Origin of the sequence: Pontibacter coccineus (assembly GCF_030546575.1) — a bacterium.
Lineage (GTDB): Bacteria > Bacteroidota > Bacteroidia > Cytophagales > Hymenobacteraceae > Pontibacter > Pontibacter coccineus.
The window spans coordinates 250,489-265,510 of record NZ_JAUOTN010000007.1 but is presented as its reverse complement, the minus strand read 5'-3'; the positions used below and the strand labels follow the sequence as shown (position 1 = coordinate 265,510).

The 15,022-nt window shown below is 41.4% G+C and carries 11 protein-coding genes; all 11 read left to right on the top strand.

The features are described from left to right. On the top strand, nucleotides 1-2,913 hold a 2,913-nt coding region (locus Q4E40_RS16705; protein ID WP_303413747.1), incomplete at its 5' end, for a malectin domain-containing carbohydrate-binding protein. Between the two features lie 195 nt (nucleotides 2,914-3,108). Next, entirely contained in the window at nucleotides 3,109-3,963 is an 855-nt protein-coding gene (locus tag Q4E40_RS16700; protein ID WP_303413745.1) for an ABC transporter permease, read from the top strand. A 21-nt stretch (nucleotides 3,964-3,984) separates the two neighbouring features. Further along, a complete protein-coding gene (locus tag Q4E40_RS16695; RefSeq protein ID WP_303413744.1) occupies nucleotides 3,985-5,265 on the top strand; it encodes an ABC transporter ATP-binding protein in 1,281 nt (426 codons plus the stop codon). 228 nt (nucleotides 5,266-5,493) lie between these two features. After that, on the top strand, nucleotides 5,494-6,597 hold the full coding sequence (locus tag Q4E40_RS16690) for an acyltransferase family protein (protein WP_303413743.1): 1,104 nt from the start codon (nucleotides 5,494-5,496) through the stop codon (nucleotides 6,595-6,597). Nucleotides 6,598-6,649: 52 nt separating this feature from the next. After that, nucleotides 6,650-7,537 (top strand): glycosyltransferase family 2 protein, encoded by an 888-nt coding sequence (locus Q4E40_RS16685; RefSeq protein ID WP_303413742.1) that lies wholly within the window; start codon nucleotides 6,650-6,652, stop codon nucleotides 7,535-7,537. 118 nt (nucleotides 7,538-7,655) lie between these two features. Further along, the gene (locus Q4E40_RS16680) at nucleotides 7,656-9,263 is read left to right on the top strand and encodes a glycosyltransferase (RefSeq protein WP_303413741.1); all 1,608 of its coding nucleotides are present in this window, start codon (nucleotides 7,656-7,658) and stop codon (nucleotides 9,261-9,263) included. Between the two features lies 1 nt (nucleotide 9,264). Then, on the top strand, nucleotides 9,265-10,275 hold the full coding sequence (locus Q4E40_RS16675; protein ID WP_303413739.1) for a polysaccharide deacetylase family protein: 1,011 nt from the start codon (nucleotides 9,265-9,267) through the stop codon (nucleotides 10,273-10,275). A gap of 79 nt (nucleotides 10,276-10,354) precedes the next feature. Then, nucleotides 10,355-11,263 carry a hypothetical protein gene (locus Q4E40_RS16670; RefSeq protein ID WP_303413738.1) on the top strand — a complete coding sequence of 303 codons (909 nt, stop codon included), beginning with the start codon at nucleotides 10,355-10,357 and terminating at the stop codon, nucleotides 11,261-11,263. Nucleotides 11,264-11,311: 48 nt separating this feature from the next. Further along, nucleotides 11,312-12,208, top strand: a complete 897-nt coding sequence (locus Q4E40_RS16665) for a glycosyltransferase family 2 protein (protein ID WP_303413736.1) — start codon at nucleotides 11,312-11,314, stop codon at nucleotides 12,206-12,208. 313 nt (nucleotides 12,209-12,521) lie between these two features. Next, a complete protein-coding gene (locus Q4E40_RS16660; RefSeq protein ID WP_303413734.1) occupies nucleotides 12,522-13,436 on the top strand; it encodes a glycosyltransferase family 2 protein in 915 nt (304 codons plus the stop codon). Continuing rightward, nucleotides 13,421-14,500, top strand: a complete 1,080-nt coding sequence (locus Q4E40_RS16655; RefSeq protein WP_303413733.1) for a glycosyltransferase — start codon at nucleotides 13,421-13,423, stop codon at nucleotides 14,498-14,500. The genes Q4E40_RS16660 and Q4E40_RS16655 overlap by 16 nt, the downstream gene beginning before the upstream one ends. Nucleotides 14,501-15,022: the final 522 nt, after the last annotated feature.

The following is a 15,022-nucleotide window of genomic DNA, read 5'->3' as shown; positions in this document are numbered from 1 at the left end:
ATCAGCCCCTACTACGGCACCGCCTCCCAGCAGGCCGGGCTCTGGTTCGGCCTCAACGACAAGACCTACGTGAAGCTGGTGGTGGTGGGCAACAAGGTGGAGCTGCGCCGCGAGGTCAATGACGCCTCCGGCTCCGCCGACCAGCGCACCACTTCCGCCATCTCCGGCATCAACACCTCCTCGGTGCGCCTGCGCCTGCAGGTCGACCCCGCCGCCGGCACCGTGCAGGGCTTCTACGCCCTCAACGGGGGGGCCGAACAAAGCGTGGGCACGGCGCTGAGCATCTCCGGCACGGGGCTCACCAGCACCACGGCCTTCGCCGGCGTCTTCGCCACCCACCGCAACGGCTCCTCCCCCGTCACCTATACCTTAGATGACTTCTCGGTAACAGGTCTTTCTTCTTCAGATTCATTACGCCCTTATGTAACAGCAGTACGTCCGCAGAATGGTGCTACCAATGTTTCATTAGATCAATCTATCTCCGTTGATCTAGCCTTTCCTAGTGGGAAATCATTAGATGGCGGCACTGTTAACCCAAGTACCGTTAAGTTGTATACAGTTATAAATGGAGTTAAATCTCAAGTATCTGGGACAGCCGTTAACGCCACCGCTGCTGGCGATGCCATTACACTTACAGCTACCCTAAAAACCAGTACTACTTATGAATTCGAAATTACAGAACAGGTTAAAGATCTGAATGGCTACAGCATCATAGCATTTAAATCAACCTTTACTACTACTAGTAGTACATCCAACACTCCTCCTGATCTGGTTGGTGTGTCATTTACGGAAAAGGTTTTAATTGACAACTCATTCGGAAGTGACGGTTTTACTTCCTTGGTAATCGGACCAGACCACCGCCTCTATGCTACAACATCTGGAGGTAAAATTGAGCGATGGGACATCAATGCGGATGGTACATTAGCAAACTATAGATCTATTTCTCCATTTGGCTCAAATAGAAGATTGCTTGTCGGAATTCGTTTTGCGCATGATGCATCATCAAGCAATCTTATAGCCTGGATAAGCCATTCTTCTCCCGAATTTGAAAATGTCCCGGATTGGACAAGTAAGATTTCCAAGGTAAACCTGAATAACCCAGCTAGTCCCATTGTTAAAGATTATGTAGTTAATCTTCCCCGCTCAATAAAGGATCATTCAATTAATTCAATAGATATAGGACCTGACGGCGCATTATATATCACAATTGGTAGTAATACGGCAATGGGCGCACCTGATCCGGCTTGGGGTAACCGACCTGACAGGACCTTATCAGCTGCTGTTTTACGGCTCGACATTGCAAAAGCAGATCAACAGACACTCCCAATAGATGCTAGAACCAAGGAGGGCGGTGGCAGTTATAATCCTTTTTCAACCAGCGCACCATTAACACTTTATGCAACTGGTTTAAGAAATGCTTATGATCTTGTCTGGCATACTAATGGACAGCTCTATGTACCTACGAATGGTTCAGCTGCAGGAGGGAATACCCCCGCCCTGAAGTCAGGCTCAATATGGTCTAATGGGAGTACGTATACAGGTCCTGATATACCCGCTATGGTAGATGTCCGTGACACACAAAGCGATTATTTATTTCGAGTGCTTAAGGGAGGGTATTACGGTCATCCTAATGTTTTACGTAACGAATACATTTTGAACGGAGGAAACCCTACTTCCAAGGAGGACCCAGGCGAGGTTGTTTGGACAGTCAATGGTACAAATTACGGATACCCTGTAGGTACTCCAACTGAACCTAAATACAGAGGGTGGTCTTATGACTTTGGTACAAATAAATCACCCAATGGAGTAATAGAGTACAAGAGCAACGCTTTTGATGGTAAATTAACGGGCAAGCTATTAGTTTGTCGCTTTAGTGGAGGTGATGATATCATAATCCTGGAGCCAGGGGGAACCAGTAAAGACATAATACGCGCTGTTGAGGGTAGCCTGATTCCAGGATTACGTCGCCCTTTTTCTAACCCTCTTGACGTTATTGAGGACGTTAGAACTGGCAACCTCTACATTTCTGAGTACTTTGATGGCAATGGAAATGGCCAACCACGAATTACATTGCTTAAAGCAGATAAACCCGCCTCATCTCCTTCAGTTGATAACGGCCTGATCAATTCGGGCGGGGGCCAGTACACTGACAGCCAGTCCAGGACCTGGGGGGCGGACGCGGGCTTCTCGGGCGGGGTGACAGGCGCCAAGTCATTTGACGTGGCCGGCACCACCGACGACGGCCTCTACCTCTCCTACCGCTACGCCACCAACGGGGGCCCCTTCAGCTACAACATCCCCGTGAGCGGCACAGGCCCCCACACCGTCCGCCTCCACTTCCTGGAGCCCTACTTCGGCGCCCCGGGCGGCAAGACCTCCGGCCTGGCCGGGGCGCGCGTCTTCCACATCGACATTGAGGGCACCCGCGTGCTGAGCAACTACGACATCTACTCCCAGGACGGGGCCGGCAAAGCCATCGTCAAGACCTTCCAGAACGTGGCCGTCAGCGACGGGGCCCTGACCGTCAGCTTCGCCTCCGTGACCAACAACGCCATCATCTCTGCCATCGAAGTCATCTCTGCATCTGGCACGATTGCCATAAAAAGTAATCTAGAAACACAAGAAGGAGAAGAGGTTAATCATAAAAAGCATAGCTCTCTGCATATTTATCCTAACCCTAACCATGGGGGTGATTTATTTTTCGAGATTCGAGACTTTGGAGAACTTGAAACAGTTGAACTTACTTTATTTGATATGGCGGGACGCTCCCTGCACAAAGATTTGGCTATAACTGATGCAGGTGGATTTGCAACTGGAAAAATAATCATACAAGCAGATCTATCACCAGGTATGTATCTTATTAAGGCACAATCAAAGTCAATTAGTAAAACAACCAAATTTATCAAACAGTAAGTAATGGTGCCCTAGATGCTTTTAGGTAGTACCTAGGGCACCATTACTTATTCCTACTACCATAACAATCCAATCCAGCAACAGATAAACAAAATATTATAGCAATTTTGTGCAACCTTAATTTATTGTAATAGATCCTAAACATTTTCCTAACAAAACATGTAATACTAATTATTATAAGTTTATTTCAATTATATGTCACAAGACAAAGTTGTTTGGGATTGGGAGATAAATGGCAAAACTAGTTTTTGGAGCCACAGCTTACCGGAGTTATGGTCATACAGGCACTTGATGGCAGGATTAGTGAGGCGATATTTCCTACTCAACTATCAGCAAACTGTACTTGGACCGTTATGGATACTTTTCCAACCCATCATGACTTTGTTCACTTATGTATTAGTGTTCAACAAGATTGTTGGAATTCCAACGGGGTCTTTACCTCCTGTTGTTTTCTATGCTTCAGGTATAGTGTTGTGGAACTTCTTCAGTGAGAGCTTTACAGGTACTGCAGCTACCTTTAAGGATAATGCGCAATTATTCAGCAAAGTATACTTTCCACGGGTCATAGTGCCAATATCTGTTATTAGTACCCATGCCTTAAGATTACTGATACAGCTTCTGCTATTATTCCTTGTGATTGGCTACTATAGTGTATTCTCTGATTTCTCGATACCCTTCAATATCTGGATACTGGCTTTTCCATTCACTATCTTATTAATTGGTGTATTCGGGCTAGCGTTAGGCCTTTTCTTCTCTGTAATTACTGCCAAATACCGTGACGTGACCAACCTGGTAACACTAGGAGTACGTTTGTTCATGTTTATTACGCCGGTAATTTATCCTTTAACAACTGTTCCGGAAAACTTGCTTTGGCTCGTACAACTTAACCCCTTGACACCCTTGTTTGAGTTGTTCCGCCTGTCATTACTGGGCGAGGGCTTTGTTACTCCTTATCAATTACTCTATAGTGTCTCTATTACAGCACTAGTATTTGTTGGAGCAACTCTATTATTTAACAAACAGGGTGACAAGTTAATAGATGTAGTGTAACACTAATTCATAGATCTTGCTATGCCTGAAGTAGTAATAGAGGTAGAAAAATTATATAAGAAGTATCACTTAGGTACAATCGGTACGGGTTCCTTCCGACAGGACCTACAGCGCTGGTGGACCACCTCCATTCAAAAAAAGGAAGATCCATTCTTTCAGGCAAATGGAAATGGTAGCCCTGATGCTAAAAGAAGGACAATCCTAGCGCTACAGGACGTAAGCTTCGAGGTAAAACATGGGGAAGCGATCGGTATAATTGGCAGCAATGGGTCTGGCAAATCAACTCTTTTAAAGATAATCTCCAGGATTGTTCGCCCAACTCAAGGGGTTGTGAGGGGGCGAGGTAAAGTAAGCAGCCTATTAGAGGTAGGCACTGGATTCCACCCTGAATTAACCGGACGGGAAAATATTTACATAAGCGGCTACATTTTGGGTATGAGTAAGCCTGAAATCAAAGCTAAGTTTGATGAAATTGTGGCCTTTGCTGGAGTAGATGATTTTATAGATACACCTGTCAAAAGGTATTCTTCGGGCATGTATGTCCGTTTGGCTTTTGCTGTGGCTGCTCACCTTGAACCTGATATACTTATTGTAGATGAAGTACTAGCTGTAGGAGATGCTGATTTCCAAAAGAAATGTCTCGGCAAAATGCGAGAAGTATCTCAATCCGACGGTAGAACAATTCTATTTGTCAGTCACAGTATGCAGGCAATAAAGAACCTATGCGACAAGGCCTTGTGGCTTGACAAAGGCAAAATGCAGTCTTTTGGAGGTGTATCAGGTGTCGTGAATAAGTACTTGACAACTGTACAGCAATCTAAATTGAAGCAGAGTTGGAGTACACCAGAAGTAGCACCCGGCAACGATTGGGTACGAATACAGTCTGTAGAGCTCATCCCCCATCATAATAACCCGGACGAGCCTTTAGACATTAGGGTACCGCTCACCGTTAAATTTAGTTTTTGGAACAGGCATGACAATGTTTTTCTAAGTGCAGGCTTGCATCTGTTTACTCCTGCTGGAGAATGTATCTTTGATGTACCATCGCCCTCTACAATTTGTGATAAGGGAATTGTCGAAGGAGAATGTTTCATACCTGGTAATTTCCTTAATGATGGTCCTTATTACATCTCAATGGTCATTGTAAAAGACACATCGGTGCCTCTGTTTAATTTCGAAGAATGCCTGACATTTGAGTTGGATGACTACCGAGAGAACATTCAATGGTATGGTAAGTGGTGGGGAGCTGTTAGGCCGAAATTGCCGTTTCATCTTAAGCAAGCTGCACCGGTGCTCGCATAAGCAATTATAAACAGTAGCCGATCTCAGTCTTATACTACAAGGATATTTAGATTCCTTTAAAGATCCTCTGTTAACTCTACCTAAAACTTTTATGGAGCAAAGTGCACATGAAATGGTGAAAATGCATGATAAAAATTAATTAGAAAACTGAATGGTCAAGTATAGGAGCTTATGCATACAGTAGTTAAACATAACGTAGAGAGGCCAACTAATTTTAGTAGGCGATATATGCCGCAACTTGATACCTTACGTTTCTTTGCCGTCTTACTAGTACTTGGAGAACATTGGGTTCCTTCATTTGCGAAAAAAATTGTTTTTATTGATGGTGGCACTGGAGTAATTTTCTTCTTTGTTCTTAGCGGTTATTTAATTACAGAAATTCTTATAGCTAGTAAATTCAAATTAAGTGAGAGCAGTAACGGTAAGGCACATGTAGTTAAACAATTCACAATACGCAGAGCCCTTCGCATATTTCCAGCTTACTATGCCTTTCTTTTTGTTATTTACTTTTTACCTAGCATCGGCGATAAAATCAAGGACGATTATACCTGGTACCTTCTATACTTAAACAACTTTAGTATATACCTGAATCAAGACTGGGGTGTAATCGGGCATACCTGGTCTTTAGCAGTGGAAGAACAATTTTATCTCTTCTGGCCTTGGGTTATTCTATTTACGCCTTCCAAGCATCTTCTTAAAGTAATCCTTTTGTTCATAGGCATTGGATTTTGCAGCAGAGAATTATATTTCATTACAAATAATAAACTAGACTTGGCTGGATACGGACCTGTTATTACTCTCTTAAGATTAGACGCGTTTGGTCTAGGTGCACTGCTGGCTTATCAGAATACGATTGGGATTGTCGATACCCAAAAAGCGAAAACTTGGATAGCTTATGCATTCTGTTTTTTAATGGCAACCTGGGTCAGCATAGTTGTTTTAAAAATGGAAGATCTTAAGTGGTATGTTACAGATATCATTATAGGGCTACTTGCTTTATGTATTATTCACAAAGCTTCATTTGGTTTTAATGGTGTTTTTAAAAAATTGCTCGAGCATCCCTTACTCATATACTTTGGTCGTATCAGTTATGGATTATATTTATTCCACTACATTATACCTGATTTATATAAGCTGTTCTTAAACCCATATTTACCATCTTTTTCACTCATAATCCGCCTCACTATCTATTTTGTAATCCTTCTTGCCTTAGCAATAACTTCATGGCACCTTTTTGAGCTGCCTATCAATAATTTAAAGCGGCACTTTCATTATACTACTTCTAAAAAAATTAAATTAAACGAAGTTACAGAACAGCCTGCATTACTATGAAATGAACTATGTCTAGAGAAATTTATAAGGTGCGCTAAATTAAATCACTCCCATGCACATTCCCCTTATCTCAGTCATCATCCCGTGCTACAACCACAGCCACTACCTGCCGGAGGCGGTGGAGAGCGTGCTCGGGCAGCAGCACCCGGCCGTGGAGGTAATCGTGGTGGACGACGGCTCCACGGACCGCACCCGGGAGGTGGCTGCACGCTATCCGCAGGTGCGCTACGTCTACCAGGCCAACCAGGGCCTGTCCGCCGCCCGCAACACCGGCATCCGCCACAGCACCGGGGAATACCTGGTCTTCCTGGACGCAGACGACTGGCTCTTCCCCGGGGCGCTGGAAACCAACCTGCGGCACCTGCAACAGCATCCCCAAGCCGCCTTTGTCTCAGGGGCTTATGATAATATATATGAAGAGATAAACGTAGTAAAGGAAGTAAAGCGGGTTGTTTCGGCTAACCATTACTGTCAGCTTTTACAAGTCAATTATATTGGTGTGCCTGCCTCTGCTATGTACCGACGCTGGGTATTTGAGCATGTTCTATTTGATAAATCCTTAAAAACATGCGAAGACTATGATATTTATTTACAAGTCGCACGTAAATATCCAATCATACACCACCAAGAAAAGATTGCCGCTTACAGGAAGCATCTTTCTAACATGTCTTCTAATATACCGGCTATGTTACAAGGGGTACTACAGGTACTGAAGCGTCAAGAGAGCCAATTAGAGACAGTAAAAGAAAAGCAGGCTTACAAAAAGGGACTTACTGATTGGAAGAATTACTACTGCAAAGAATTGTACAAGCAGCTCATATCAAGAAAACTTCTCGCTTCTAGTGCTTCTCTATACCTACTGTGCAAGTACAGGCCAAAGCTAATGTTAAAATACGTTGCACTTAGTAACTATAACTCCATTAGGTCATGGATAAAATGACATCAAGCGATCATCTAAATTCAAAGCAAGAAGCTTTACTGTTGAAAGTAACATTCAACACAATTGGGTTAAAATATATCGTCCGCTGACGTAAACGCGCTAATTAATTCACCCTCTCATGCACACTCCCCTTATTTCAGTCATCATCCCGTGCTACAACCACAGCCACTACCTGCCGGAGGCGGTGGAGAGCGTGCTCGGGCAGCAGCACCCGGCCGTGGAGGTAATCGTGGTGGACGACGGCTCCACGGACCGCACCCAGGAGGTGGCTGCACGCTATCCGCAGGTGCGCTACGTCTACCAGGCCAACCAGGGCCTGTCCGCCGCCCGCAACACCGGCATCCGCCACAGCAGCGGGGAGTATCTGGTTTTCCTGGATGCCGACGACTGGCTCTACCCCGGGGCACTGGGAACCAACCTGCGGCACCTACAGCAGTATCCCCAGGCCGCCTTTGTATCAGGGGCTTATGATGCTATCCATGTAAAAGAAAACGTTGTAAAGGAATACATTAAAGAAGTCAAGTCGGATCACTACTGCAGATTGCTGAAAGAGGGAAATTACATTGGGATGATCGCAGCCGTTTTATTTCAGCGCTGGGTCTTCGATGATCTTCTATACAATGAAAATCTAAGGAGTTGTGAAGACTATGATCTATACCTAAGAATTGCTCGCAAATACCCGGTTATTCATCACACTGAAAAAATTGCGGCTTATCGGATTCATTCTTCCAACATGTCATCGAATGTTATATTTATGCTCGCTACGGTATTGCACGTACTGCGGCAACAACGGATGGATATACGCACAGAAGTTGAAAAGCAAGCTTGGAAGAATGGGCAAACTTATTTAAAAGACTTGTATATGAGCTTCTATTATTATCATCTTCTCGAAAAGAGGTCCCCTTTGAATAAGGAAGTATTCTTTAATTTTCTCAAATACAAACCTTCCCTTTACATCAAATATTTTATGGCAATGGGCAGACCTGCAATCAGATCAAAAATAAGCGCTCACACTCCAGGGTATTTAAAGCGGCTGTTAAAAAAGAAAATCAAAAAAGATAAGCCTGTCCCACCATTAAACAAAATCATACTGGGGGACTTTGATAGAACAACTCCATTTAGCATGTACTTTGGGTATGATAGGGGCGGCCCAATTGATCGGTTTTACATTGAAAACTTTTTAGAAAAAGAGGCTACTCATATAAAAGGTAGAATCCTAGAGATTGGTGATAACACTTACTCTAAGCGTTATGGAGCTGATCGGATCACTCAGAGCGATATTTTGCATGTCGATAACAGCAATGAACAAGCAACTTTTGTTGGTGATATAAGCAATGCCCCACATTTACCTAATAATACATTTGACTGTATTATTCTTACTCAAACACTGCACTTAGTTTACAACTTTAAAGAAGCTCTATCAACTTGCTACCGTATCCTCAAACCAGGTGGAACTCTATTACTCACCGTGCCAGGAATTACTCCGATTAGTCATGATGAATGGGAAGACACATGGTACTGGTCCTTCACGGACAAAGCACTCCTCAGGGTTATGAAAGAACTCTTCCCTAGAAGCGAAACGGAAATTAACACCTATGGTAATGTCCTGTCTGCTACCGCCTTTCTATATGGTATGGGAGTTAATGAGGTTCCAAGAGAAAAATTGAATTATCATGATCCCCATTATCAGGTTATAGTGACGGTTAGATCAATTAAGAAAGTTTAATATGAATGTTTGGTGGCTTTATAAGTTAAGAGCTGCGTTAAAAAGCTCTGCAACAATATTGATGTATCACAGGGTAGCAACACCTATAACGGATCCTTGGCAACTAGCTGTTAGTCCTGAAAATTTTGAGCAGCAACTTCAACTACTAACCAAATCGAAATCAGTAGTATCTGTTCCTCAACTTGTTGAAGCGCTTAAGAGCCATAAGCTAAATAAAAAATATATTGCTTTGACTTTTGATGATGGTTATATAGATAACTTTCACGTTGTTAAGCCTCTTCTTGAGAAATATGAGATTCCTGCCACGTTCTTTATTACAACTGGTTATGTAGGGCAGAAAAAGGAGTTTTGGTGGGATGAACTCGAGAAAATTTTAATACATACGAATAGGTTGCCCCCTAGCTTGAAACTTGATGTTGAGGGTAAATTATACTTCTTTAGCTTGGGCACAGACACCCTACTCACTAAAGATTTAAATATTAGACATCAGAATTGGATACACTATGAATCCCCTACGGCAAGATGCAGAATTTACTTAGAACTGTGGCGACTCATTAGTCCATTAAAACATGAGGAGCAACAGCAAATTCTTGCCAGCCTAAGAGAATGGGCTCAAATAGAAACTAAACCAAGGCCAGAATACTGCTGCATGAACTCTAAGCAGGTTAAGGAGTTGGCTTCAAACCCACTGTTTAGCATAGGGGCTCATACAGCCTTTCATCCTGCATTAGCGTGCCATCCAGCAAGTGTACAGCGTCGCGAAATTGTAGAAAGCCGTTTATTTCTAGAGAAGATAGTAAGTAAAGATATTAACATCTTAGCTTATCCATCTGGTAGTTTTAATGAAGAGAGTATAGCTATTTTAAAGAAGGAACAATATAAAGCTGCTCTTTCTACTATCCCTAAAACAGTAACCAACCAAGAAGACCCCTACAAATTAGGACGCTTTCAGGTGAATAACTGGGGAAGAAATAAATTTGAGAGGAATCTACTGCACTGGTCATGCTTATAAACGAGTAAGAACCGATAGATATACGAACTACAGCTTCCTGTTAAAATCTTAAAAACTTTAAGCTAAAAACACTAGGGTTATGATAATACTTTATCAGGCATATGGTTCAAAGTCATCTTATCAACAGGCTGTTTTTTCCATACTTACGCTCTATCATTATCTTCAGGGCGATTTTGATGGATATAAAATTATTGTTTACACCGATGAACCAAAGTATTTTCTCAAATACAATCAAGCAATTCCGATAATAGTGGAGCAAATAACTAGCGAAATGCTAGTTGCATTTAAAGGACCTTTAAATTTCTCTCATAGGGCTAAGATCTGTATTTTAAAAGATTGTTTCACCAGGTATAACTCAGACATCTTTTACCTTGATGCAGACACCTATTTTACCCAATCCCCGGTAGAGCTCTTTCAAAAACTGCAGCCAGGAACTGCAATAATGAACTCAAATGACTACGACTTAATTGAAGCAGAAGAAATATTTGAAGACTCAAACTGGCTTCGCATCCGAAGAGTAATCAAGGACCATAGCTATACCTTAGCAAATCGTACGTTTAAAATACCCTTAACAACTCGTATGTGGAATGCTGGTGTTATTGGCTTGAGTTATAAAGACAGGAAATTATTAGAGGATGTGATGGACCTGTCAGATCAAATTTACAAATATAAAAAGGTTTTTACAGCAGAGCAGTTTGCCTTCTCCTATGTACTTCAAAATACCGTAAACTTGATCTCCTCTGGAGAGGTAATATTCCATTACTGGCCAGATTTTGCAGGGAAGCAGTGGAAGCAAACCTACAATTTCCATTTCAGACTTTTTTTTCATCAGAACAAAGGGATGAGTTTGAAAGAGCAAGCCACTAGAGCCGTAAAGCTTGCTCAACAACACGATTATTTAAAACTTCCTGGTAAATCATTCATAGAACGCTTGTACCACCGCCTCAGTTTAGTAATGAAAGTTGCCTACAAAGGGAGAATTTACTAGAACTTAACATAAGGCGTTACTACTTCTTAATGGCATTTAAAATAAACTATGAATAAAATCAAGAAGCCAGAAGTATCAATAATCACTTGCTTCCTCAATACAGATCAATATCTGGAAGAGGCAATAACTAGTGTTTTAAAGCAAGAGTATGAAAACTGGGAGTTGCTATTAATCGATGATGGCTCCTCTGATAATAGTAGCCAAATCGCCAAGTATTATGCTTCTAGATATCCAAATAAGATATACTATTACGAGCACGAGAAGCATGCAAACAAAGGTCTTAGTGCAAGTCGAAATTTAGGTATAGAGGTATCTTCAGGAGAGTTCTTAACATTCCTAGATGCAGATGATGTATGGCGCCCACAGCTTTTATCAGGCCTGTTGAATCTTATTGAGCAGCATGATGTATCCTTAGTTTGTGAAGCTACAGAATACTGGTATGATTGGAAGGATAAAGGAAAAGAAAATTGTGTAATTCAGATCGGCTCAAGGCATGATCACGTTTTCACACCTCCTCAATTAATGCTCGATTTGTACCCTCTTGGCAAAAGCCCAGCACCTTGTGTTTGTGGATTAATAGTTAAAAAAGTGATTTTAGTTAAACACGGAGGTTTTGATGAAACATTCACTGGTATGTATGAAGACCAGGTTTTTTTAAGCAAATTCTATTTAAATGAACCGGTCTATATATCATCGACATGTAACAATTTGTATAGGCAGAGGCCTGATTCATTAGTAGGAGCCTCACATTCTAAAGGTAACTACCACTCAGCAAGGAAGAAGTTTTTAGATTGGCTGCAAAATTACTTAAAAGAAAAGAACATACACCACCCCGAGGTACTAGCAAGTTTCAAAAATGCTAAATCACACTACAAAACACCTGTATGGTCACCATTGAGGAGCATATTTTTGCTAAAGAAGTTGAAGAGGTTATTTAGAAGATAATGTACTTCAGTTTATCAACATCAAACTTCGACAGGGCCAAAATGATAGCTAAAATTCTTTTTATTTACTGTTTAGTTTAATATTTATACTCAGCCTCTCCTCAAGCAAAACTTATCTGTTTTATGTCCTATAAAATCATATTCTGTAACTGCCTCAAAATTATACCATGTAACTTTTACATAATAAATATGGTTATACTTTAAATCAGTAACTTTAAAAATACCCATTACACGCAACTCATTTGATCTCCTCTACCCCTCCTATAATCAGCCCCTATAGTACCTCGGACATACCACGGCCTGTATGGTCGGTTATGATTCCTGTCTACAACTGTTCTCAGTTTTTAACAGAAACATTAAAGAGCGTCTTAAATCAGGTAACTGCACAGGATATGCAGATTGAGGTAGTAGATGATGCAAGCACTGATGCAAACGTGGAGGCTCTTGTAAAACAGATTGGAGGTGGCAGAATTGCATACTTCAGGCAACCAGAAAACGTAGGGAGTTTGCGCAATTTTGAAACTTGTATCAATCGGTCAAGGGGAGAATTAATTCATATTCTTCACGGAGATGATCTAGTCAGGCTTGGTTTTTATGAAAAACTAGCGTACCTGTTTTCAAAATATCCTGAAGCTGGAGCTGCGTTTTGCAGGTATAACTGCATAGACGAGAATGGGAAGAGTCTGTACGTAAAGAGTCCTGAAAGCAGCCAAGAGGGTGTATTAACTGACTGGCTACTAACTATCGCAGAGCGTCAACGCATACAGTATGCCGCTATAGCTGTGCGAAGAGAAGTTTATGAAAAACTTGGCTCCTTCTATGGTGTCAACTACGGTGAAGATTGGGAAATGTGGGTACGTATTGCCCGACACTACCCCTTTGCTTATACACCTTCTATATTAGCTGATTATAGAAAACATCCACATTCAATCTCTGGTAAAAAATACCTAACAGGGCAATACTTAAAAGATATATATATCGTAACAGAACTTATACAGAGCCATTTACCTATAGAGAGCAAACAACACATATTACGAAGGTCAAGAAGATACTATGCTTCCTACGGAATCAAAATGGCTCAAAATTCCTGGACAAAGCTTAAAGATGAACAGGCTGTTAATTTGCAGATTAAGCATGCTTTGAAATTACACAAAAGCCCCTGGATATACTGGTCAATAGCAAAACTATACATTAAACTAGCATTAGATAAAGCATGGCGCTCGGTATAACAGTCGTAATATGTACTTATAATGGTTCTTTGCTGCTGCCAGAGACCATCCGGCATATAGCACAACAACGTGTAAGCCCTCGTATTCAATGGGAAGTGATTGTTGTTGATAACGCATCTACAGACAATACAAATGAAATCGCCCTACAGGAGTGGGGAAAGCATACTAATGCAACACCATTTTATGTCGTCAAAGAGCCCCATCAGGGGATTACATTTGCACGGGAAACGGGAGTACGAATGGCCAGTTACGATTTTATCTTGTTTTGCGATGATGATAATTGGTTAAATTCAGACTACGTTGCTTTATCCTATAGCATTATGCTGAATAACTCATCTATCGGGGTACTAGGTGGTCATGGAAAGTTGGTGTATGAAGTTCCTCCCCCTAGTTGGGTATACAAAATGAGTTTATTTGGTAACGGACCTCAAGCTAAGCAGACCGGGAAGGTACCACGCAACCTCGTTTACGGTGCCGGGTGTGTGATTCGCAAATCAGCCTACCTTGAAATTTATGAATATGGATTTAAGCCCATGCTTATTGGTAGGGAAGGTAAAAACCTTACTTCAGGTGAAGATTATGAGATATGCTATTCTATTGCCCTACTAGGATATGATATTTGGTATGATGAGAGACTAAAATTTAAGCACTTTATGCCCAAAGCAAGGCTTACATGGGACTACCATATTAGGTTTTTCAGAGATGGTGCAGGAAGCTATGAGGTGCTAATACCATATCAATTTATTTTAAATTACAGATGCAAAAATCTATTTCAATTTAATGTTAGAATAATTAGAGTTGTGCTATCGAGCATAAAAACACTTTTAAAATTGAGCTTGAAACAAACTCCATTAGACTCTGAATCTGACAGTAATAAAATAAATAATTTGAGAATTGTGGCGGTAAAGGCTAAACTTCAAAGTTTTGAAAGATACCAAGAGATGAAGCAAAACTTTAAAACAATCCTTAACTTAAAAAAAGAGGTTACTCTAATTACAACAATTACTCATGCCGATCATAAAAACTATAAAACTAGTTTTCCTAATATGGAAGTGGCTAACTAAATATGAGACTATTATTGAGTATTTAATTGTGGCTCCTCCAACGTCAGTTACTGGCTTAACTGGATATCCCGCCATTGGCGGCTAGAACTATCCATTGCATTTACGTAGTAAAAATTGCATTTATGGAAATTTGATCAGCCGCAAAATCTATCCCAGCATAGAAAAGTTTTTCAGTACCAACCATAAGGGCCTCCCTAGCTCTTAAAATAACTCTATACTTCAGTTATTGCTCCACTTCATTATAAAGACCGTATTTGTCATGGGTTGGCCAACTCTGAAATCAAAGCAGCGTGAAAATGCTTTATAATTGATAACTAATATCTGAGTGTTCCACCGTTGATCCACTTCCGCATCTCGGGTTGTAACTAACATAAGTACGGTGAATTCTAGTAAACATTAGCTTGTCAGAGCAGAAATCGGCCGACAGTAGCCACAGTTATCATTTTTATCCTCCTCTATCTACCGTAGCCTTTCTAGTGATATTATACCAACCCAGTTCTCACGGGTTAACTTCATAATTTC

What these genes read in the sequence shown, in the direction of transcription:
- Q4E40_RS16700 (WP_303413745.1), top strand. Translation starts at nt 3,109, where the DNA reads ATGTCACAAGACAAAGTTGTTTGGGATTGGGAGATAAATGGCAAAACT.
- Q4E40_RS16695 (WP_303413744.1), top strand. Translation starts at nt 3,985, where the DNA reads ATGCCTGAAGTAGTAATAGAGGTAGAAAAATTATATAAGAAGTATCAC.
- Q4E40_RS16690 (WP_303413743.1), top strand. Translation starts at nt 5,494, where the DNA reads ATGCCGCAACTTGATACCTTACGTTTCTTTGCCGTCTTACTAGTACTT.
- Q4E40_RS16685 (WP_303413742.1), top strand. Translation starts at nt 6,650, where the DNA reads ATGCACATTCCCCTTATCTCAGTCATCATCCCGTGCTACAACCACAGC.
- Q4E40_RS16680 (WP_303413741.1), top strand. Translation starts at nt 7,656, where the DNA reads ATGCACACTCCCCTTATTTCAGTCATCATCCCGTGCTACAACCACAGC.
- Q4E40_RS16675 (WP_303413739.1), top strand. Translation starts at nt 9,265, where the DNA reads ATGAATGTTTGGTGGCTTTATAAGTTAAGAGCTGCGTTAAAAAGCTCT.
- Q4E40_RS16670 (WP_303413738.1), top strand. Translation starts at nt 10,355, where the DNA reads ATGATAATACTTTATCAGGCATATGGTTCAAAGTCATCTTATCAACAG.
- Q4E40_RS16665 (WP_303413736.1), top strand. Translation starts at nt 11,312, where the DNA reads ATGAATAAAATCAAGAAGCCAGAAGTATCAATAATCACTTGCTTCCTC.
- Q4E40_RS16660 (WP_303413734.1), top strand. Translation starts at nt 12,522, where the DNA reads ATGATTCCTGTCTACAACTGTTCTCAGTTTTTAACAGAAACATTAAAG.
- Q4E40_RS16655 (WP_303413733.1), top strand. Translation starts at nt 13,421, where the DNA reads ATGGCGCTCGGTATAACAGTCGTAATATGTACTTATAATGGTTCTTTG.